The organism is Meridianimarinicoccus marinus (assembly GCF_040689105.1).
In the GTDB taxonomy this organism is placed as follows: Bacteria; Pseudomonadota; Alphaproteobacteria; order Rhodobacterales; family Rhodobacteraceae; genus Meridianimarinicoccus; species Meridianimarinicoccus marinus.
On sequence record NZ_JBFBVU010000001.1, the window covers coordinates 38,275 to 57,507 of the forward strand.

Sequence of the window (19,233 nt, forward strand, 5' to 3'; positions counted from 1 at the left end):
GCATTCATTGCAAATCGTCAAAGGCTGCCTGAAGGCGCGCGACCGCCTCAACCACCCGCGCACGTTGAGTGCCGATGTTGAAGCGCAGGTAGCTTTCCCCGCCGGTGCCGAAAGTGGTGCCCTTGTTGGCCGCGATACGGGCCTGCTTGAAGACCCGGCCGGTGTAGTCGTCATGCGTCATGCCGGTGCCCGAGAAATCCACCCACGAGAGGTAGGTGGCCTGCATCGGCATCGACACCAGCCCCGGAATGGCATTGACGCCAGTATCGAAGATGCGGCGGTTTTCATCCAGATAGGGCACCAGCGCATCGACCCATTCCGCGCCCTCGGGGCTGTAGGCCGCCGTGATCATGTGGAGCCCGAAAGCGTTGGGCGACAGGCTGAGCCCGCGCTGACGGGCATGAAACTCGGCCCGCAGCTTGGGGTTGGCGATGATGACATTGCCGGTTTCGGCAGCGGCGGTGTTGAAGGTCTTGGAGGCTGCGGTCAGCATCACTGTGCGATCCAGAAGCTCGGGCGCGGCCAGCGGGAAGGCGACATGCTCGGCGCCGGGGAACACCAGATCGTGGTGGATCTCGTCCGAGATCACCAGAAGGTCGTGTTTCTCGGCAAAGGCGGCCACCTGCCGCAACTCGTCCCGCGTCCAGACGCGACCGCCGGGATTGTGCGGCGAACACAGGATCAGCATCTTTTCGCAGCCGGTCAGAAGGGATTCGTAGGCGTCGAAATCCATGACGTACTGGCCGTTGTCCAGGGCCAGCGGGCATTCGGTGACCTGGCGGCCGGCCGAGGCGATAATGCGGGCAAAGGCGTGGTAGACCGGGGTGAACAGGATCACCGCATCGCCCGGATCGCTCCAGACCTCGACGCATAGGCCGACCCCGTTGCACACGCCGTGGGCGGTCATGATCGACGCCGGGTCGATAGTCCAGCCGTGACGATTTTCCATCCACCAGCAGATCGCGGCGCGATATGCGCTGTCGTCGGTGAAATATCCATAGACGCCATGGTCGGCCATGCGCCGCACCGCCGCCTGGATCGGGTCGGCAGAGGCGAAATCCATATCCGCCACCCACATCGCCAGCCCGTCGTCGGCGGAGACGCCATAGGCGCCCTCCATCGCGTCCCACTTCGAGCAATGGGTGCCGCGGCGGTCGATGAGCGTGTCAAAACGCGGGTCGAAGGCATTGTCGTCTGGCATGGGATCCTCGGCGTTCGGGTGATGCGCGCAGGCTAGGGATCTGCCGCGCGGGCGCAAGGGCGATTGCACGCCGGGGCACCTTGTCCTAAATGAGCGTCATGACCATCAAGCCGATCCTGATCCACCCCGACCCGCGCCTTAAAAAGCTGGCCGCCCCCGTGGCCGACCTGTCGGACGAGTTGCGCCAGCTGGCCGACGACATGCTGGAAACCATGTATGACGCGCCGGGCATCGGTCTGGCCGCGCCGCAGATCGGCCAGTTGACACGGCTGATCGTGATGGATTGCGTCAAGGAAGAAGGTGCCGCACCGCAGCCCACGGTGATGTTCAACCCCGAGGTCCTGGCGGCCTCGGACGAGCTGAACACCTATGAGGAAGGCTGCTTGTCGATCCCCGAGCAATTCGCCGATGTAACGCGGCCCGCCGAGGTCACCGTGCGCTGGATCGACCGCGACGGGGCCGAGCAGACCCGCGATTTCGGCGGGCTGTGGGCGACCTGCGTGCAGCACGAGATCGACCATCTGGATGGCAAGCTGTTCATCGACTATCTCAAGCCGCTGAAACGGCAGTTGATCACCCGCAAGATGGTCAAGCTGAAGCGGGAACGCGCCCGGCTGTGACGCTGCGCGCGCGGCCCGCGTCGGGCCGTGAGTATTTTTGACAAGAAAAAAGGGAAGGGGCGCATGGCTGTCAGACCGTTCGTGATGTGGCCGGACAAGCGGTTGCGCACCCCCTGTGCCGATGTGCCCGAGGTGACCGACGCGGTGCGCGCGATCTGGGCCGACATGGTGGAGACCATGGACGCCATGCCCGGGGTCGGGCTGGCGGCCTGCCAGATCGGGGTGATGCAGCGGCTGGCGGTGGTGGATGCCTCGGAGGCGCGTGGGCAGGCGGTGTGCATGGCCAACCCCGAAGTGCTGCATGCCAGCGTCGACCCGCGCCAGCATGACGAGGCCAGTCCCAATCTGCCCGGTTTCTGGGCGACGATTTCACGGCCGCGCGCGGTGACGGTGCGGTTTCTGAATGCCGAAGGCGGGATTGAGGAGCGCGATTTCGTGGGGCTCTGGGCCACCTCGGTCCAGCATCAGATCGATCACCTGGCGGGGCGGATGTATTTCGACCGGCTGAGCCGGACCAAACGGTCCATGCTGTTGAAACGGGCCGGCAAGCGCGCCGGATAGGAGACTGGGATGCGGGTGATCTTCATGGGAACGCCGGAGTTCTCGGTGCCGGTGCTGGAGGCGCTGGTGGCCGCCGGGCACGAGGTCGCCGCCGTCTATTGCCAGCCGCCGCGCCCGGCGGGCCGGGGCAAGAAGGATCGCCCCACGCCGGTTCATGCGCGGGCCCTGGAGATGGGGGTGGAGGTGCGCCACCCGGTCAGCCTGAGGGCGGGCGAGGCGCAGGCGGAGTTTGCCGCGCTGAACGCCGATGTGGCGGTCGTGGTGGCCTACGGGCTGATCCTGCCGCAGGCGGTGCTGGGCGCGCCGCGGTTGGGTTGCCTGAACATCCATGCCTCGCTGCTGCCGCGCTGGCGCGGGGCGGCGCCGATCCACCGGGCGATCCTGTCCGGGGATGCGGAAACCGGCATCTGCATCATGCAGATGGACGCGGGGCTGGACACTGGCGCCGTGCTGCTGCGCGAAGCCACCCCCATCGGCGCCGAAGAAACCACGGTGGATCTGCATGATCGACTTTCGGAGATGGGGGCGCGGCTGATCGTCGAGGCCTTGGACCGTCTGCCGGATCTGGTGCCCGAACCGCAGCCCGACACGGGTGTCACCTATGCCGCCAAGATCGACAAGGCCGAGGCGCGGATCGACTGGCACCGTCCGGCGACGGAGGTGGATCGGCGGATCCGGGGGCTGTCGCCCTTTCCCGGTGCCTGGTGCGAGGTCGCGGGCGCGCGGGTAAAGTTGTTGCGCAGCCGGGTTGTCGCGGGCCACGGCGCGCCGGGGCAGGTTCTGTCCGGCTTCACCGTGGCTTGCGGGAGCGGGGCCATCGAGGTTTTGGAAGCGCAACGGCAGGGCAAGCGGGCCATGAGCGCCGATGAGTTCCTGCGCGGCGCGCCCCTGCCAGAGGCGTTGACCTAGGGTCCCTTGGGCGGACGCGGCTTGTAGGCCGGCAGGCGCCAGCCGAAGGCGATGGACCCGGCCCGCAGTGCGAAGGTCACCACGGTGCAGGCCACCAGCGGCGCCCAGCCGGTGCCGCCCAGTTCCACGGTGACCACCGAGGCCAGCGCGCCTGCGAAGGCGGCGGTGACGTAGAGCTCTCCGGCCTTCAGGACCAGCGGCACCTCGTTGCAGACCACGTCGCGCAGCAGCCCGCCCATGCAGCCGGTGGTGATGCCCATCAACAGCAGGATCAGCGTGGGCTGGCCGGTGGCCTTGGCCGCCGCGATGCCGGCCGACACCGCCACCGACAGGGCCAGCGCATCCAGCCAGATCAGCACCTTGTAGCGGCTTTCCAGCAGATGGGCTGTGAAGAACACCAGCACCGCCGCCGCGCTGGCCACGAGGATCGGCTTGGGCGAGGAAATCCAGAACACCGGGTCGCGGCCGATCAGCAGGTCGCGCACGGTGCCGCCGCCCACCGCCGTCAGGCAGGCGATGAACAGGAACCCCACGATGTCGAGTTGCGCCCGGCTGGCCACCAGCGCGCCGGTCAGGGCAAACACCGCCACCGAGGCCAGGTCAAGCAGCGCCGGCGGCGTCACGTCCGCGCCTTCCGGGCCGGTTTGTAGGGGGCCATGCCGGCACGGGCCAATTCATCGGCGCGCTCGTTCTCGGGATGCCCGGCATGGCCCTTGACCCATTCCCATGTCACGTCGTGGCGGCTGCGGGCCTCGTCGAGACGGCGCCAGAGGTCTTCGTTCTTCACCGGCTTGCGGGTCGAGGTCTTCCAGCCGTTCTTCTTCCAGCCGACCATCCACTGGGTGATGCCGCCCTTCACATAAGCGCTGTCGGTGATCACGGTGACCTTCGACGGGCGCGACAGGGCTTCCAGCGCGTGGATCGCAGCCAGAAGCTCCATCCGGTTGTTGGTGGTGTCGGCCTCGCCGCCGGAGAGTTCCCGCTCGCGCACCACGGTGTCGTCGTCGCGGGCGATCAGCAGCGCGCCCCAGCCGCCGGGGCCGGGATTGCCGGAACAGGCGCCGTCGGTATAGGCGAAGATCTCAGGCATGGGCGGTCACCATGATCCAGGGGGCGACGGTGCCATCGAGGCCTTCGTCGGCGCCATGGGCGATCTCGGACGGGGCAAATCCTGCGTCTGTCAGCAAGCCGGTCAATTCGGTCTCCGTCACATAGGTATAGCGCCGGCCAAGCCGGTCGCGGGTCGTGGTGGTACCGGTTTTCATGGCAACAAGAAAGGGGCCTTGGGGCGGCAGGGCGGCGTGGATCGCGGATAAGTGGCGGGGCAGATCGGCGCGCGGGGCGTGCAACAGACTGAAATGCGCCCAGACCGCGTCGAACCGGCCCAGGTCGGGCACCTTGTCGAAATCGCCTTGCAGCACGTCGAGCCCGTGCCGGTCCAGTGCCACCCGCGCCATGCCTTCGGAAGGATCCAGCGCCACCACGTCGAACCCCCGGTCCCGCATCTGGGCAGAGGCGGTGCCGACGCCGCAGCCCAGATCCAGAATGCGCCCGCCCGGCGCAACCCCGTCCAGAAAGGCATCGAGGCGCGGATAGGGTTTATCCCAGCAAAAGCGCGTGCCGTAGTCTTCGGCCTTGTCGTCATACACCGCCAGTGTTTCCGGGTCGGGTCCGGTCAAAACAGCAGGCCCAGCGTCAGGCAAGCCAGCACCAGCGCGGTCAGCAGGTTGCGCAAGCTGGTCCACCAGTCCGGCGTCAGCCCCCAGCGGGCATACAGGTGATCCAGCCCCAGCAGGCCAAGATATCCCGCGATCAGGAACCATGTGGCGCGTTCGGCCCCGCCGCCGACGAAGAAGAACGCCCAGAGCGCGGGCAAGGTGCTGAGACCATATCCCAGCGTTGCAGTGCCGCCTTGCGCACGGGTGGCAAACCCCCACAGCACGCCCGACATGAACGACAGGATGATGGTGCCATAGAACACCAGCACGTATTGGCCGACAAAGCGCGAGCCCAGTGCGGACTGGCCCCAGTCGAACAGCGCCGGGAAGATCTCGGTCAGCGCGCCCCAGGCAAAAGGCAGCACCCCGGCCAGCCCAAGGATCAGGGCAGAGCGTGGGATGGCACTCATGCAGGTTCCCGCAGCACGCGCGGCACCTTGAATTCCACATCCTCGCGTGCGGTTTCCACCTGCTCGACAGTGACGTCGAACCGGTCGCGGAAAGCGTCGATGACCTCGGTCACCAGTTCCTCGGGGGCCGAAGCCCCGGCGGTGATCGCCAGCGTGCGGATTCCGTCCAGCGCGCGCCAGTCGATGTCGCCGCCGCGCTGCACCAGCTGCGCATAGGCACAGCCCGCGCGCGCCCCCACATCCACCAGCCGTTTCGAGTTGGAAGAATTCGGTGCGCCCACCACCAGCAACGCATCGGCGCGCGGAGCGGCGGCCTTCACCGCTTCCTGCCGGTTGGTGGTGGCATAACAGATGTCTTCCTTGTGCGGCCCGACGATGGCCGGGAAGCGGGCGCGCAGGGCGGCGATGATGTCGACGGTGTCATCCACCGACAGGGTGGTCTGGGTCACGAAGGCCAGTTGCGCCGGATCGCGCGGGGTCACATGCGCCACCTGTTCGACGTTTTCCACCAGCAGCACCTCGCCCTCGGGCAGTTGCCCCATGGTGCCGATGGTCTCGGGGTGGCCGGCGTGGCCGATCATGATGATCTGAAGCCCGGTCTCGGCGTGGCGGGCGGCTTCGATATGGACCTTGCTGACCAAGGGGCAGGTGGCATCCACATAGATCATCTCGCGCTTGGCGGCGGCAGCGGGCACCGATTTCGGCACGCCATGGGCCGAGAAGATCACCGGGCGGTCGTCGGGGCAGTCGTCCAGTTCTTCCACGAACACCGCGCCTTTGGCGCGCAGCCCGTCGACCACGTATTTGTTGTGCACGATCTCGTGGCGTACATAGACCGGGGCACCCCATTTCTCCAACGCCATTTCGACGATCTTGATGGCGCGGTCGACGCCCGCGCAGAACCCGCGCGGTGCGGCCAGAAGGATGGTCAGGGGGGGCTTGGTCATCGCGGGCTCCGTTTTCCATCCATTTAGGCTTGTGCGACGCGCGCGTCCAGCACGACAGGTGCCGGGGCGGCGCGCGCGCGGGCCGCGGGGCAACAGGTTGTGAACCGGCGTGACTTGCGGAAACGGCCGCATGGGCAGAGCCTTGACCAGAGGGAAAGTGGAGGATGACCAATGAAGACGACCAGAGTGATGATAGGGGCGGGGTTGGCGGTGCTGGGGCTTGCCGGCAGCGCCTTGGCGCAGGACTGCGATCCGGGGAAATCCGGCTATGACCTGACCGGCGAGGAAGCGGCGGCGGTCTATGACTGCATCGCCGGGGCGCTGAAGGCGGGGTATGACAGCGGCCCGAAACGCTGGATCCCGGCCGAGTTCGTGGCCGACTATCGCGACTGGACCGCTGCGTCGGCCTTTCCGGCCGCGCCCGGCGTTCACAGCGAACGGTTCCTTGTGACTTATGTCAACGATGTCGGGGCCGAAGCCTATATGCGATACGCCGAGGATCCGGTGATCCCGGCGGGTACGGTGATTGCCAAGGAAAGCTTCGCGGTCAGCGAGGCGGGCAAGGTCACGCCCGGGCCGCTGTTCCTGATGCAGAAGGTCGAGGCTGGAACCTCGCCCGAAACGCTGGACTGGTACTATATGGCTGTAGCGCCTTCCGGGGCGCCCATGGCGCTTGACGTGATGACCGCCTGCAACGAATGCCACCTGGGCTATGACTTCCAGGGCGGGCTTGGATATCCGGTCGAGGAGGCACGCATTTCCAACTGACCGGCGGTGCCGCGAAACGACAAACGCCCGGCGCGGATGCCGGGCGTTTTCTGATTGGCAAGCCGGATCAGGCGTCTTCGGCTTCCGACGTTTCCTGAAAGCCGGTTTCGCGCGGCTCGCGCGGTTCCCGCGGGGGGCGGCCGATCACGTCCTTCAGCTCGTCCAACTCGATGAAATTGTCGGCCTGGCGGCGCAGGTCGTCCGAGATCATCGGCGGCTGCGAGCGGATCGTCGACACCACCGACACCCGCACACCCTTGCGCTGAAGCGCCTCGATCAGAGGCCGGAAATCGCCGTCGCCGGAAAACAGAACGATGTGATCCACATGGGGGGCCAGTTCCAGGGCATCGACGGTCAGTTCGATGTCCATGTTGCCCTTGACCTTCCGGCGGCCCATCGAGTCGGTGTACTCCTTGGCGGGCTTGGTCACCATGGAGAATCCGTTGTAGTGCAGCCAGTCCACCAGCGGGCGGATCGGCGAATATTCGTCGTTTTCCAGAAGCGCGGTATAGTAGAAAGCTCTCAGAAGCTTCCCCCGGCGCATGAATTCCTGGCGCAGCAGCTTGTAGTCGATGTCGAAGCCCAAGGACTTGGCGGCTGCATACAGATTCGACCCATCAATGAACAAGGCAAGCCGTTCATCGCGATAGAACATAATAGTTCCTTCCCAAATTGATGCAGGACGGCAGATGCTGGTCGCCTGCCCGCATTTTCTATAGTGACTTCGATTCAGAAACAGGTGTCCGAAGGCACCCTCCGAACAGGTAGCGAAAAATGGTAGCGCCGCAAGCCGAACTTCACAATAGCGTCACAAATATCTTCATCGCCCTCGGAGCCAACCTGCCGTCGAACGCGGGGTCCCCGCGGCAGACCCTGCAAGCGGCGCTGCGGGAAATTGAAAGTGGATTCACGGAATTAGAGGCGCTAAGTGATTGTTATCAAACTCCGTGCTTCCCCGCTGGGGCCGGGCCGGACTATGTGAACGCTGTCGCAAAAGTGAAGTCTCGTTTGAGCGCGAACTCGCTCATGGCGCGATTGCACGCGGTTGAAACCCGCTATGGGCGAACCCGCCTTGAACGTTGGGGCGCCCGCGGCATCGATCTTGATCTACTTGCATATGGCGACAGCATCCTACCGGATCGCGCCACCTATGATTACTGGTCCGGCCTGTCGCCGGACTTGCAGGCCCGGGCCGCCCCGGACCGGCTGGTTCTGCCGCATCCGCGCCTTCAGGACCGTGGCTTCGTGCTGGTGCCCATGCACGATATTGCCCCCGACTGGCAACACCCGGTTCTGGGGCGCAGCGTGGCCCGAATGCTGGCCGATCTGGGCCCGCAGGGCAGGGCCGGGATCACGCCAATCGGCTGGACAGGCTGACTGTCCCTTTGCGCTTGCAACCCCTTGCGATCTTGCATAGGTTACAGGCTTGCCGAAATGCCCCCGAGGAGATTCCGATGGCTCGCGTCACTGTCGAAGACTGCGTTGACAAAGTTCCCAACCGGTTCGAACTGGTCATGCTCGCCGCGCATCGCGCCCGCGAAATCGCCAGCGGTGCACCGCTGACCGTCGATCGGGACAACGACAAGAACCCGGTCGTCAGCCTGCGCGAAATCGCCGAGGAAACCCAAAACACCGACGACCTGCGTGAGCGGATGATCGAAAGCCATCAGACCCAGATCGAGGTCGATGAGCCGGAAGACGATCAGATGTCGCTGCTGATGGGGGTCGAGGCCGACAAACCCGCCGAAGAAGACATGTCGGAAGAAAAACTTCTGCGTGCGCTGATGCAAGCGCAGGAAAACGGCTGACACTCACAACAGGACACCGCGCGTCGTGCAGGAAAGTCTGATCCCGGTCGACGATCTTGTCGCGCGCGTCAAGGAATACAACCCCCGGACGGATGCCGCCAAGCTGCGTCTGGCCTATGAATATGCGCGCAAGGTGCACGAAGGGCAGTTCCGCCGCTCGGGCGAGCCCTACATCGTGCATCCGGTCGCCGTCGCCGACATGCTAGCCCGCCAGCATCTGGACGACAGCACCATCATCACCGCGATCCTGCACGACACCGTGGAGGACACCGAGGCCACCCATGGCGACATTTCCAAGATGTTCGGTGAAGAAATCGCCGGTCTGGTCGATGGCGTCACCAAGCTGACCAACCTGCAGCTCAGTTCCACCGAGACCAAGCAGGCCGAGAACTTCCGCAAGCTGTTCATGGCCACCTCCAAGGATCTGCGCGTGGTTCTGGTCAAGATGTTCGACCGCCTGCACAACATGCGCACCATCAAGTCGCTGCCGCTGGAAAAGCAGGCGCGCAAATCGCGCGAGACCATGGACATCTATGCGCCGCTGGCCGGGCGCATGGGGATGCAGGGGATGCGGGACGAGCTTGAGGATCTGGCCTTCCAGGTGCTCAACCCCGAACAGCGCACCGCCATCATCCGCCGCTTCCTGAAGCTGCGCGAAAAGGCCGGCAATGTCATCGAGAAGATCTACGAAGACATGGTCGCCGAACTGACCGACAACGGCATCGAGGCCGAGGTCATCGGCCGCGCCAAGAAACCCTATTCGATCTGGCGCAAGATGGAGCAGAAGGAAATCGGCTTCTCGCGCCTGTCCGACATCTATGGTTTCCGCGTCATCACCAGCAACGAGATGGATTGCTACCGGGTGCTGGGCGCGATCCACCACCGCTGGCGCGCGGTGCCGAGCCGGTTCAAGGACTACATCAGCCAGCCCAAGCAGAACGGCTATCGCAGCCTGCACACCACCGTGCTGGGCCGCGACGGCAAGCGCGTCGAGGTGCAGATCCGCACCCGCGCGATGCACGATGTGGCCGAGGCCGGGGTCGCCGCCCATTGGGCCTACAAGGACGGTCAGCGCGCCGAGAACCCCTTTGCCGTGGATCCGCAGTCGTGGATCGCGCAACTGGCCGAACATTTCGAAGCCTCCGCCGACGATGACGAGTTCTTCGAGGCGGTGAAGCTGGAGATGTACCCCGACAAGGTGTTCTGCTTCACGCCCAAGGGCGATGTGGTGAAACTGCCGCGCGGGGCGACGCCCTTGGATTTCGCCTTTGCCATCCACACCCGCATCGGCTCGGCCTGTGTGGGCGCCAAGGTCGATGGCCAGCGGGTGCCGCTGTGGACGCAGTTGCGCAACGGCCAGTCGATCGAGATCATCACCGCCGAGGGCCAGAGCCCGCAAGCCACCTGGATCGACATCGCCGTCACCGGCAAGGCCAAATCCGCGATCCGCCGGGCGCTGCGCGCCGAGAACCGGTCACGCTTTGTCAAGCTGGGCCGCGAACTGGCCCGCGTGGCCTTCGAACAGGTCGACAAGCGGGTGACCGAAAAGGCCCTGACCACCGCCGCGCAGCGGCTGGGACTGGGCCGCGACTCCGAAGAACTTCTGGCGCGTCTGGGCAGCGGCGAGATCGTCGCCCGCCGCGTCGTCGAGATCCTCTATCCCGAGTTGAGCGAATATCGCGGCGACGAGATCGAGACCCGGCGCGCGGTCATCGGCCTGAGCCCCGACCAGAACTGGGATCGCGGCCCCTGCTGCCAGCCGGTGCCGGGCGAACGCATCGTCGGCATCACCCGGCCGGGCCGGGGCGTCGTCGTACATGCCATTGATTGCCCCTGTCTGGTGGAATTCGAGGACGAGATGGATCGCTGGATCGACCTGCGCTGGCACAGCGGTCCCCATGCGGCGGTGCACCCGTCGGCCTTCGACATCACGCTCAGCAATGATGCCGGGGTTCTGGGGCGGATCTGCACCTTGATCGGGGAACAGAAAGCCAACATCTCGAATCTCGTTTTCGTGGACCGAAAGCCGGACTACTATCGGATGCGGATGGAGGTGGAACTCAGCGACACCGAACATCTGCACAGGGTCATGACCGCGCTGGAAGCCGAAAGCAACGTCGCGGCCATCACCCGGTATCGCGCAGGGATCGATGCGTGACCGTCTGAGACGATTGGGGAGTGCCGTCTGTTGGTGTTCAAACGGCGGAACAAGCGAAGCATCTGGCGAATAGCCCAGGATTCGGTCTATCCCCGCGGGGGGTGGAGCCGGGCCATCAGCTATATCTCGCACCGGTTGCGCCGCCTTCCCGATCCGCCCGCCCGCATCGCGCGCGGCATCGCCGCCGGGGTCTTCGTCACCTTCACGCCGTTCTTCGGCCTGCATATGTTCATTGCCGCCGGGCTGGCCTATCTGCTGCGCGCCAATGTTCTGGCGGCGCTGCTGTCCACCTTCGTGGGCAACCCGCTGACCTTTCCGCTGATCGCCGCCCTGTCGATCGAGACCGGAGAGTTGATCTTCGGGTCCGAAACCCGGGTGCCGCTGCCACAGGTGCTGAAGACCTTCTCGCGGGCGTTCTCCGAACTGTGGACCAACCTGCGCCTATCGGTCACCGGCGGCGAGCCGCATTGGGACCGGCTGATGCTGTTCTTCGAAGGCGTGTTCCTGCCCTATCTGGTCGGCGGGCTGATCCCCGGTCTGGTCGCCGCACTGCTGGCCTATTTCCTGTCCCGCCCGGTGATCGCGGCCTATCAGAAGCGTCGCGCGCGTCGTGTCTATGGCGTGCCGCGCCGGCAACTCTAGTCTTTCAGAGGCGGTCGATTTCCCGCAAAAGGAACACGACCCAGAGGGAGGATCCCATGTCCCGGACCCCATTGCGCCTTGGCGTGAACATCGACCATGTGGCCACCGTGCGGAACGCGCGCGGTAGTGCCTATCCCGATCCGCTGCGGGCAGCACTTCTGGCGGAAGCGGCGGGCGCGGATGGCATCACCGCGCATCTGCGCGAGGATCGCCGGCATATCTCGGATGCCGACATCGCGGCACTGGCCGATCGCCTGACCGTGCCGCTGAACTTCGAGATGGCCGCGACCGTCGAAATGCAGGCCATCGCGCTGCGCCACAAGCCGCACGCGGTCTGCATTGTGCCCGAGAAGCGCGAGGAACGCACCACCGAGGGCGGGCTGGACGTGCGGCGCGAAGAGGCGCGGCTGGCCGCGTATATCGCGCCGCTGCGCGCTGCGGGCAGCCGGGTGTCGATCTTCATCGCCGCCGACGCGGCCCAGATCGAGGCCGCGCAGCGGATCGGTGCCGAGGTCATCGAGTTGCACACCGGCGCCTATTGCGATTTTCATGCCGAAGGCCGGATCGCCGAACGCGACGCGGAACTGGCCCGGCTGACCGAAATGGCGACCTATGCCAAGGCGCTAGGGCTTGAGGTTCACGCCGGTCACGGGCTGACCTATGACACCGTGCAGCCCATTGCGGCGCTGCCCGAAGTGATGGAGTTGAACATCGGCCATTTCCTGATCGGAGAGGCCATCTTCCTGGGGCTGGAACCGGCCATTCGCGAGATGCGCCGCCTGATGGACGCGGCACGCTGACCGAACGCGGCTAGGGGGCGGTACCGTTTTCCGGCCTCGGTGCCCTTCAGGCGCGCGGATGCGACTTTCGGTAAACATCCATCAGGCGCGCAGAATTGACCGCCGTATAGGCCTCGGTGGTGTTCAGCGAGGCATGGCCCAGCAGTTCCTGAATGGTGCGCAGGTCGCCGCCCCGGTTCAGCAGATGCGTCGCGAAGGAATGGCGCAATGCATGCGGGGTGGCGGTGCTGGGCAGGCCCAGTTGCTGCCGCGCCGCGCGCACCGCTTTCTGGATGGTCCCGGCAGACAGCGCGCCGCCGCGCACGCCCCGGAACAGCGGTCCGTCGGCGGTCAGATCCTGGGGGCAGAGCCTGCGGTAATGTTCCACCGCCTGACGCGCCACCGGCAGGACCGGCACCTGCCGTTCCTTGCGGCCCTTGCCGACCACACGCAGCATCTCGGGCAGGGGGGCATCGCGGCCGGTCAGCGACAGGGCCTCGGAGATGCGCAGCCCGCAGCCATAGAGCAACGTCACCACTGCCACATCACGGGCCGCGGCCCAGTCCTGTGGGGCCTGCAATTCCACCTGCGAGATCAGCGATTTGGCCGCATCCTCGACCAATGGGCGCGGCAGCTTGCGGCGGTGGCGGGGGGATCGGGTGGACAGCACGTTCGACGGATCGAACCCGTCCCGCTCCGCCCACCAGCCAAAGAAGCTTTTGACCGCTGACAGGGCGCGGGCCAGCGACCGGGCCGACAGGCCACGGGCGCGTTCATGGGCCATCCAGGCCCGCATGGCGGTCAGATCGGTGCCGCGCAGGGTGGCGGGGCTGGCGGCGGCGCCGTGATAGCTTCCCATGAAGGCGGCAAAGCCCAGCAGATCGCCCTGATAGGCGGTGATCGTCGCCGGCGAGGCGTCATCCAGCGCGCGCAGGCTGTCCAGCCATGTCGCGATGAGATCCGAAACGCCGGCGCTGATCAGGCTCACCCCAGCCAGCCCCGGACCAGACGTCCGCAGATCCGCGCGAACAGTTCCAGAAGGTCGGTGGCCTGTCCCGGTGCAAAATGCTCGGGCTCCTGCGCGCCCAGCACCAGCAGGCCCGGCACCCGGTCGGGGCCGAGATCCAGCCAGACCAGCGCTTCGGAGCGGATGTCGGCAGCAGCCGTGCCATAGACCGACACCGAACCCTGCGCCACCTGCCGCAGGATCACCGGGCGGTTGCGCATCCGGCGGCCCTCGGTCACGAACCCGTCCAGATAGCCCGGCGGCAGCAGGCTGAGCGTGCCGGTCAGCGGGTTGAGATCGCTGTCGGGGGTGCGATCCTCGCTCTCCAGCGCCAGCCGCACCGCGCGCAGGCGCAGGGTTCCGGCGACGGTGGTGTCCAGCGTGCCAAGGAAGGCATCGAAGTCCAGCGGCTCGATCATGGCAAGGATGGCGCGGTGCACCTGCGCCGTGGTGGCCACATTGTCATAGGCGGCGGTGATCACCGACTGGTGGGTCTGCTCCAGCCGCGCCAGCCGGTCTTCCAGCCGCGAGATGGCCATGCCGCGCATGTCCACCACATTGCCGCCACGGGCCTGATCCTCGGCCCGCAGCAGGGCCTGCAGGATATGGGGGTCGTTCAGGACGCGTTCGGGATCGGCCACGATAAGGTCGCGCAGCGCCGTATCGGCGCTGGCCTGGGGGTCGGTGCTCATGTGTCTGCCTCGTCTTGTTTTGCAGCAAGGTAGCACATCCCGGAATCCCCTGTCCCGCCTTTTCCCTGTCCGGGATTCGGCATTGGTCCCTGTCGGGCACAGTCGCGCCAATGTGGGCTTTCCGCGCCGTGCGGGCGGGGCTAAGGAATGGTGCATGACGCGGCAAGACATCTTTCCCCCCGGCGCGCTGGTTTCGGTGCTGACGACCCAGCCGCTGGACCGGTTTCTGGACTACAAGGCGCCCGAGGGCGGCTGCAGTGTGGGCGATTTCGTCGAGGTGCCGCTGGGGCCGCGCCGGGTTCTGGGCGTGGTCTGGGGGCCGGGGCAGGGCGGCTATGACCTGGCCAAGGTACGCCCGATCTTCGGACGGCTCGACGTGGCGCCGATGACCGAAGACATGCAGACCTTCCTGACGCGGGCCGGCGACTATACCCTGACACCGATGCACGCGATGCTGTCGCTGGCCACCCGCGCGCCGGGGCTGGGACATTCCGAAAGCCGCCGCAAGGTCTACCGGCTTGGCCATGGCGAACCGGACCGGATGACCGATGCCCGCGCGCGGGTGCTGGACGCGATGGAGGATTTCGGCGGGGCCGCGCTGACCCAGAGCGAGATTGCACAGGCCGCAGGCGTCAGCGGCTCGGTCATCAAGGGGCTGGTGAAACAGGGCGTTCTGGAAGAAACCGAAACCCCGCGCGACCTGCCCTATCCGGTGCTGGACCCGGCCCGCCCGGGCAAGCCGCTGACCGGCGATCAGGCCGATGCCGCGGCGCGGCTTTCGGTCGGGCTGGCCGAGGCCGACTATGGCACGACGCTGCTGCAAGGGGTCACCGGCTCGGGCAAGACCGAGGTCTATCTGGAAGCGGTCGCCGCCTGTCTGAAAGCCGGGCGGCAGGCGCTGGTGCTGCTGCCCGAGATCGCGCTGACGGCCGAATTCCTGACCCGCGTCGAGGAACGCTTCGGCGCCAGGCCTGCCGAATGGCATTCCGGCATCACCCAGACCGAGCGGCGGCGCTGCTGGAAGATGGTCGGGCAGGGCGGTGCGCAACTGGTTGTGGGCGCGCGCTCGGCCCTGTTCTTGCCGTTCCGCGATCTGGGGCTGATCGTGGTCGATGAGGAACACGACACGTCTTACAAGCAAGAGGACGGCGCGATCTATTCGGCCCGCGACATGGCGGTGCTGCGGGCGGCGATCTGTGGGGCGCGGGTGGTGCTGGCCTCGGCCACGCCGTCGCTGGAAAGCTGGGTCAATGCCGAGACCGGGAAATACGACAAGCTGGTACTGACCGCCCGCTACGGCGCCGCCGTGCTGCCCGAGATGGCGGCGATCGACATGCGGGCCGAGGATCTGGCGCCCTCCACATGGCTGTCGCCCAGCCTGCGGCAGGCGGTGCAGGCGCGGCTGGCGGCCGGGGAACAGGCGCTGCTGTTCCTGAACCGGCGCGGCTATGCCCCGGTGACCCTGTGCCGGGCCTGCGGCCAGCAGATCGGATGCGAACATTGCGACGCGCGCATGGTCGAACACCGCTTCCAGAAACGGCTGATCTGCCATCAATGCGGTGAAAGCCGCCCGCTGCCTGACGCCTGCCCGTCGTGCAAGGTCGAGGGCAAGCTGGCGGCGGTGGGTCCGGGGGTCGAGCGGGTGGCCGAAGAGGCCATTGCGGCCTTTCCCGAGGCTCGTGTGGCGGTGCTGTCGTCGGATCTCTATGGCTCGGCGCGGGCGCTGAAGGAACAGATCGGTGCCATCGCGGCGGGCGAGGCCGATGTCATCATCGGCACCCAGTTGGTGGCCAAGGGGCACAATTTCCCGCTGCTGACACTGGTCGGGGTGATCGACGCCGACCTTGGCCTTCAGGGCTCGGACTTGCGGGCGGCGGAGCGGACGTTCCAGTTGATCCGGCAGGTGGCGGGCCGGGCTGGGCGCGCCGACCGGCCGGGACAGGCGCTGTTGCAGACCTTCCAGCCCGAGCATCCGGTCATCAAGGCGATCCTGTCGGGGGCCGACGAGTCGTTCTGGCGGGCCGAGGCGGCGGAACGCCGGGCGCTGTCCATGCCGCCCTTTGGGCGCATGGCCGGGATCGTGATCTCGGGGCCCGATCTGGCGCAGGTGTTCGACCTGGGCAATGCGCTGGCCCGGCAGAACGGACCGCTGGCGGCCATCGGGGCGGAACTGTATGGGCCGGCACCCGCGCCCATAGCGCGGATTCGCGGGCGGCACCGGGTGCGGCTGCTGGTCAAGGCGGCGCGCAGTGCGCCTTTGCAGGCAGCGGTGGCGCAATGGGCCGGGCAGTTTCCGTTGCGGGGCGATCTGCGGCTGCGCATCGATATCGACCCGCAGAGCTTCCTGTGAGGGCAGGACGCCTCCGGCGGGGGAGTATTTTCGCCAAGAAAAAGGCGCGGAAGCGCCCGACGCGGGGGCGGCGCGCCAAAACACTCGCCTGGAGCCGGGTTTCGGCGTAGGAGGCGGCCATGCGTTTGACCATTGTCCCCCTGTCCGAAGCGCATCGCTTGCCGCGCTGGCGGCGGCCGACCGCGCTGTTGATCCTGATGGCCTTTGCCATGCCGCTGGCCTTTGCCACCTGGAGCGCGCTGCTGAACAATTTCGTGGTCGAGGTGGCGGATTTCGACGGCGCCGATATCGGCTGGCTGCACACGGTGCGGGAGATCCCCGGGTTCCTGGCCATCGGGGTGATTGCCCTGATCCTGGTGATCCGCGAGCAGGTGCTGGGCGTCGTCTCGCTGGCGGTGCTGGGGCTGGCAACGGCGGTGACCGCCTGGTTTCCCAGCCTTGGCGGGATCCTGAGCGTGACCCTGCTGAGTTCCTTCGGATTTCACTATTTCGAGACGGTGAACCAGTCGCTGCAACTGCAATGGCTGCCCAAGGCGCGGGCGCCGCAGGTATTGGGCTGGTTGCTGGCGGTGGGCTCGGCGGCGTCGCTGGGGGCTTACGGGTTGGTGGTGCTGACCTGGAAGGCCTTCGCGCTGGACTATGCCACGGTCTATCTGGTCTCGGGCGGGCTGACCTTCGGGATCGCGGTGTTCTGCCTGCTGGCCTTTCCGCAGTTCGAGACCCCGCATCCGCAGCTCAAGCAGGTGGTGCTGCGCAAGCGGTATTGGCTGTATTACGCCTTGCAGTTCATGTCCGGGGCGCGGCGGCAGATCTTCGTGGTCTTCGCCGCCTTCATGATGGTGGAGCGCTTTGGCTTCGAAGTGCATGAGGTCACGGCGCTGTTCCTGATCAACTTCGTGGCCAACATGCTGTTCGCGCCGCTGATGGGCCGTGCCGTCGGACGGTTCGGCGAGCGCAACGCGCTGGTCTTCGAATATGTCGGGCTGATCGTCGTGTTCCTGGCCTATGGCGGCATCTATCTGTTCGGCTGGGGCGTGGTGCTGGCGGCAGCGCTGTATGTGATCGACCATCTGTTCTTCGCTCTGGCCTTCGCGTTGAAGACCTATTTCCAGAAGATCGCCGATCCGGGGGATATCGCGCCCACGGCGGCGGTGGCCTTCACCATCAACCATATCGCGGCGGTGTTCCTACCGGCGCTGCTGGGCTACCTGTGGCTGGCCTCGCCCGGTGCCGTGTTCGTCTGCGCGGCGGGGATCGCGGTGATCTCGCTGGCACTGGCGCTGATGATCCCGCGTCATCCCGCGCCGGGCAATGAAACCGTCTTTTCGTGGTGGCGCGGGGCGGCGCAGGCGGCAGAATGAACGCACACGCCCCTGTGACCGGCGCCTGCTTGGCGGCTGGGGCCGGGCATCCTATCCTTCAGGCTGATCCAAGGGAGGTCGCGATGATGAACCTGTTCCGCAAGAAGTCCGAGATGGTCAGCGCCGAGGCGGCATTGCCGGGGCGCGCCGCGCCGATCCCCACGGCGCAGACCCATTTCCTGTCCGGCATCCCGCTGAAGGCGCCGGTGCCCGAAGGCATGGCCGAGGCGATGTTCGGCATGGGGTGTTTCTGGGGTGTCGAGCGTCTGTTCTGGCAGACCGAAGGCGTCTGGCTGACCATGGTCGGCTATGCGGCGGGCCACACTCCGAACCCGACCTACCAGGAAGTGTGCAGCGGCCAGACCGGCCACAACGAGGTCGTGCGGCTGATCTTCGATCCCGCCGTGGTCAGCTATGAGGCGCTGCTGCAAGTGTTCTGGGAGGGTCATGATCCGACGCAGGGCATGCGGCAGGGCAACGACACGGGCACCCAGTATCGCTCGGGCATCTACACCTATGGGGCGGCCCAGCAAGCGGCGGCGACGGCCAGCCGCGAAGCGGTGGCGCCACGATTTGCCAAGGCCGGATACGGGGCCGTCACCACCGAAATCCTGACAGCGCCCGCGTTCTATTATGCCGAGGAGTATCACCAGCAATATCTGGCCAAGAACCCCGGCGGCTATTGCGGTCTGGGCGGCACCGGCGTCACCTGTCCGATCGGCACCGGTGTCTGACGCAGCGCCGCTGGCGCGGGTCGCGGATGGCGACTGGTACGACGCTCTGACGGAGGCGTTCGAAGCGTTGCGCCAGGACGCGCGCCGGGCCTGTCATCAGCACGCCACCCTGCCGCCGGACGAACGCGGGGCGATGGCACCGCTGCTGCGTGGCCTGTTCGCCGCGGTCGGAGAGCAGGTCTTCATCGAAGCCCCGTTCCATTGCGCCTACGGGCGCAACATCCATCTGGCCGATCAGGTCTACATGAACGCTGGCTGCACCATTCTGGACAGCGCGTCGGTCCGCATCGGCACCGGCACCATGCTGGGACCGGGGGTGCAGATCTACTGCGCCGAGCATCACCCCGACCCTAACCGCCGCCGGGACGGAATCGAACGGGCCTTGCCCGTCACACTGGGGAAAGACGTCTGGATCTGTGGCGGCGTCACCCTGCTGCCCGGCGTGACCGTGGGGGACGGCGCCGTCGTTGGCGCAGGGTCCGTTGTCAACCGCGATGTGGCGCCCGGCCAGCGGGTTGCAGGGGTGCCGGCCCGCCCGCTATAGCCCCTCTGACCCCAACGCACCGGAG

At 66.4% G+C, this 19,233-nt stretch carries 22 protein-coding genes; 13 read left to right on the top strand and 9 right to left on the bottom strand.

Annotated features, from left to right (window positions below):
* Positions 1–4 precede the first annotated feature (4 nt).
* On the bottom strand, positions 5–1,201 hold the full coding sequence (locus AB0T83_RS00190; protein WP_366190528.1) for a MalY/PatB family protein: 1,197 nt from the start codon (positions 1,199–1,201) through the stop codon (positions 5–7).
* Positions 1,202–1,299: 98 nt separating this feature from the next.
* On the opposite strand from AB0T83_RS00190, the gene def (AB0T83_RS00195) reads away from it, so the two are divergent.
* The 3 genes from def (AB0T83_RS00195) (at position 1,300) to fmt (ending at position 3,291) form a co-directional block, all read left to right on the top strand.
* The gene (gene def / locus AB0T83_RS00195) at positions 1,300–1,821 is read left to right on the top strand and encodes a peptide deformylase (RefSeq protein WP_366190530.1); all 522 of its coding nucleotides are present in this window, start codon (positions 1,300–1,302) and stop codon (positions 1,819–1,821) included.
* A gap of 63 nt (positions 1,822–1,884) precedes the next feature.
* Complete coding sequence (def, locus tag AB0T83_RS00200; RefSeq protein ID WP_366190532.1) at positions 1,885–2,382, top strand: peptide deformylase; 498 nt, start codon at positions 1,885–1,887, stop codon at positions 2,380–2,382.
* Positions 2,383–2,391: 9 nt separating this feature from the next.
* Entirely contained in the window at positions 2,392–3,291 is a 900-nt protein-coding gene (gene fmt, locus AB0T83_RS00205) for a methionyl-tRNA formyltransferase (RefSeq protein WP_366190534.1), read from the top strand.
* On the opposite strand, the gene AB0T83_RS00210 is transcribed toward fmt, so the two are convergent.
* Genes AB0T83_RS00210 through ispH form a run of 5 tightly spaced genes read right to left on the bottom strand, consistent with a single transcriptional unit; the run spans position 3,288 to position 6,366 of the window.
* Positions 3,288–3,914: a trimeric intracellular cation channel family protein gene (locus AB0T83_RS00210; RefSeq protein WP_366190536.1), complete on the bottom strand. Its 627-nt coding sequence runs from the start codon at positions 3,912–3,914 to the stop codon at positions 3,288–3,290. The two genes, fmt and AB0T83_RS00210, sit on opposite strands and share 4 nt — an antisense overlap.
* A complete protein-coding gene (gene rnhA, locus AB0T83_RS00215; RefSeq protein WP_366190538.1) occupies positions 3,911–4,381 on the bottom strand; it encodes a ribonuclease HI in 471 nt (156 codons plus the stop codon). The genes AB0T83_RS00210 and rnhA overlap by 4 nt, the downstream gene beginning before the upstream one ends.
* Complete coding sequence (locus tag AB0T83_RS00220) at positions 4,374–4,970, bottom strand: class I SAM-dependent DNA methyltransferase (protein ID WP_366190540.1); 597 nt, start codon at positions 4,968–4,970, stop codon at positions 4,374–4,376. The genes rnhA and AB0T83_RS00220 overlap by 8 nt, the downstream gene beginning before the upstream one ends.
* Complete coding sequence (locus AB0T83_RS00225; protein WP_366190541.1) at positions 4,967–5,419, bottom strand: DUF3429 domain-containing protein; 453 nt, start codon at positions 5,417–5,419, stop codon at positions 4,967–4,969. The genes AB0T83_RS00220 and AB0T83_RS00225 overlap by 4 nt, the downstream gene beginning before the upstream one ends.
* On the bottom strand, positions 5,416–6,366 hold the full coding sequence (gene ispH, locus AB0T83_RS00230) for a 4-hydroxy-3-methylbut-2-enyl diphosphate reductase (RefSeq protein WP_366190543.1): 951 nt from the start codon (positions 6,364–6,366) through the stop codon (positions 5,416–5,418). The genes AB0T83_RS00225 and ispH overlap by 4 nt, the downstream gene beginning before the upstream one ends.
* 171 nt (positions 6,367–6,537) lie before the next feature.
* Here ispH and AB0T83_RS00235 point away from each other — a divergent pair, with 171 nt between their 5' ends.
* The gene (locus AB0T83_RS00235) at positions 6,538–7,134 is read left to right on the top strand and encodes a cytochrome P460 family protein (RefSeq protein ID WP_366190545.1); all 597 of its coding nucleotides are present in this window, start codon (positions 6,538–6,540) and stop codon (positions 7,132–7,134) included.
* 67 nt (positions 7,135–7,201) lie between these two features.
* Here AB0T83_RS00235 and AB0T83_RS00240 read toward each other — a convergent pair whose 3' ends face one another.
* Positions 7,202–7,789, bottom strand: a complete 588-nt coding sequence (locus AB0T83_RS00240; protein WP_366190547.1) for a LabA-like NYN domain-containing protein — start codon at positions 7,787–7,789, stop codon at positions 7,202–7,204.
* A 119-nt stretch (positions 7,790–7,908) separates the two neighbouring features.
* Here AB0T83_RS00240 and folK point away from each other — a divergent pair, with 119 nt between their 5' ends.
* The 5 genes from folK to AB0T83_RS00265 all read left to right on the top strand — a co-directional run bounded on the left by folK (position 7,909) and on the right by AB0T83_RS00265 (position 12,542).
* Complete coding sequence (gene folK, locus AB0T83_RS00245) at positions 7,909–8,511, top strand: 2-amino-4-hydroxy-6-hydroxymethyldihydropteridine diphosphokinase (protein ID WP_366190549.1); 603 nt, start codon at positions 7,909–7,911, stop codon at positions 8,509–8,511.
* Between the two features lie 77 nt (positions 8,512–8,588).
* Positions 8,589–8,942: a DNA-directed RNA polymerase subunit omega gene (gene rpoZ / locus AB0T83_RS00250; protein WP_193141848.1), complete on the top strand. Its 354-nt coding sequence runs from the start codon at positions 8,589–8,591 to the stop codon at positions 8,940–8,942.
* A gap of 37 nt (positions 8,943–8,979) precedes the next feature.
* Positions 8,980–11,100 (top strand): RelA/SpoT family protein, encoded by a 2,121-nt coding sequence (locus AB0T83_RS00255; RefSeq protein WP_366191075.1) that lies wholly within the window; start codon positions 8,980–8,982, stop codon positions 11,098–11,100.
* A 33-nt stretch (positions 11,101–11,133) separates the two neighbouring features.
* Positions 11,134–11,742, top strand: a complete 609-nt coding sequence (locus AB0T83_RS00260; protein ID WP_366190551.1) for a DUF2062 domain-containing protein — start codon at positions 11,134–11,136, stop codon at positions 11,740–11,742.
* Between the two features lie 56 nt (positions 11,743–11,798).
* A complete protein-coding gene (locus tag AB0T83_RS00265; protein ID WP_366190552.1) occupies positions 11,799–12,542 on the top strand; it encodes a pyridoxine 5'-phosphate synthase in 744 nt (247 codons plus the stop codon).
* 46 nt (positions 12,543–12,588) lie between these two features.
* Here AB0T83_RS00265 and AB0T83_RS00270 read toward each other — a convergent pair whose 3' ends face one another.
* Entirely contained in the window at positions 12,589–13,509 is a 921-nt protein-coding gene (locus AB0T83_RS00270; RefSeq protein ID WP_366190554.1) for a tyrosine recombinase XerC, read from the bottom strand.
* Positions 13,506–14,219: a DUF484 family protein gene (locus AB0T83_RS00275; protein ID WP_366190556.1), complete on the bottom strand. Its 714-nt coding sequence runs from the start codon at positions 14,217–14,219 to the stop codon at positions 13,506–13,508. The genes AB0T83_RS00270 and AB0T83_RS00275 overlap by 4 nt, the downstream gene beginning before the upstream one ends.
* Positions 14,220–14,373: 154 nt before the next feature.
* Between AB0T83_RS00275 and AB0T83_RS00280 the strand changes: the two genes are divergently transcribed.
* From AB0T83_RS00280 to AB0T83_RS00295, 4 genes are all read left to right on the top strand, one after another.
* The gene (locus tag AB0T83_RS00280; protein WP_366190558.1) at positions 14,374–16,569 is read left to right on the top strand and encodes a primosomal protein N'; all 2,196 of its coding nucleotides are present in this window, start codon (positions 14,374–14,376) and stop codon (positions 16,567–16,569) included.
* Positions 16,570–16,688: 119 nt separating this feature from the next.
* On the top strand, positions 16,689–17,930 hold the full coding sequence (locus AB0T83_RS00285) for an MFS transporter (RefSeq protein WP_366190559.1): 1,242 nt from the start codon (positions 16,689–16,691) through the stop codon (positions 17,928–17,930).
* An 83-nt stretch (positions 17,931–18,013) separates the two neighbouring features.
* Entirely contained in the window at positions 18,014–18,664 is a 651-nt protein-coding gene (msrA, locus tag AB0T83_RS00290; protein WP_366190560.1) for a peptide-methionine (S)-S-oxide reductase MsrA, read from the top strand.
* Positions 18,657–19,208: a sugar O-acetyltransferase gene (locus tag AB0T83_RS00295; RefSeq protein WP_366190562.1), complete on the top strand. Its 552-nt coding sequence runs from the start codon at positions 18,657–18,659 to the stop codon at positions 19,206–19,208. Before msrA ends, AB0T83_RS00295 begins: the two co-directional genes overlap by 8 nt.
* The last annotated feature ends 25 nt before the right edge of the window (positions 19,209–19,233 follow it).

Bases quoted from the DNA above. Each gene is read 5' to 3' on its own strand.
- AB0T83_RS00240 (WP_366190547.1), bottom strand. From the start codon at position 7,789: ATGTTCTATCGCGATGAACGGCTTGCCTTGTTCATTGATGGGTCGAAT.
- rpoZ (WP_193141848.1), top strand. From the start codon at position 8,589: ATGGCTCGCGTCACTGTCGAAGACTGCGTTGACAAAGTTCCCAACCGG.
- AB0T83_RS00280 (WP_366190558.1), top strand. From the start codon at position 14,374: ATGACGCGGCAAGACATCTTTCCCCCCGGCGCGCTGGTTTCGGTGCTG.
- AB0T83_RS00235 (WP_366190545.1), top strand. From the start codon at position 6,538: ATGAAGACGACCAGAGTGATGATAGGGGCGGGGTTGGCGGTGCTGGGG.
- AB0T83_RS00265 (WP_366190552.1), top strand. From the start codon at position 11,799: ATGTCCCGGACCCCATTGCGCCTTGGCGTGAACATCGACCATGTGGCC.
- folK (WP_366190549.1), top strand. From the start codon at position 7,909: ATGGTAGCGCCGCAAGCCGAACTTCACAATAGCGTCACAAATATCTTC.
- AB0T83_RS00285 (WP_366190559.1), top strand. From the start codon at position 16,689: ATGCGTTTGACCATTGTCCCCCTGTCCGAAGCGCATCGCTTGCCGCGC.
- fmt (WP_366190534.1), top strand. From the start codon at position 2,392: ATGCGGGTGATCTTCATGGGAACGCCGGAGTTCTCGGTGCCGGTGCTG.
- msrA (WP_366190560.1), top strand. From the start codon at position 18,014: ATGATGAACCTGTTCCGCAAGAAGTCCGAGATGGTCAGCGCCGAGGCG.
- AB0T83_RS00275 (WP_366190556.1), bottom strand. From the start codon at position 14,219: ATGAGCACCGACCCCCAGGCCAGCGCCGATACGGCGCTGCGCGACCTT.
- rnhA (WP_366190538.1), bottom strand. From the start codon at position 4,381: ATGCCTGAGATCTTCGCCTATACCGACGGCGCCTGTTCCGGCAATCCC.
- ispH (WP_366190543.1), bottom strand. From the start codon at position 6,366: ATGACCAAGCCCCCCCTGACCATCCTTCTGGCCGCACCGCGCGGGTTC.
- def (WP_366190530.1), top strand. From the start codon at position 1,300: ATGACCATCAAGCCGATCCTGATCCACCCCGACCCGCGCCTTAAAAAG.
- def (WP_366190532.1), top strand. From the start codon at position 1,885: ATGGCTGTCAGACCGTTCGTGATGTGGCCGGACAAGCGGTTGCGCACC.
- AB0T83_RS00190 (WP_366190528.1), bottom strand. From the start codon at position 1,201: ATGCCAGACGACAATGCCTTCGACCCGCGTTTTGACACGCTCATCGAC.
- AB0T83_RS00225 (WP_366190541.1), bottom strand. From the start codon at position 5,419: ATGAGTGCCATCCCACGCTCTGCCCTGATCCTTGGGCTGGCCGGGGTG.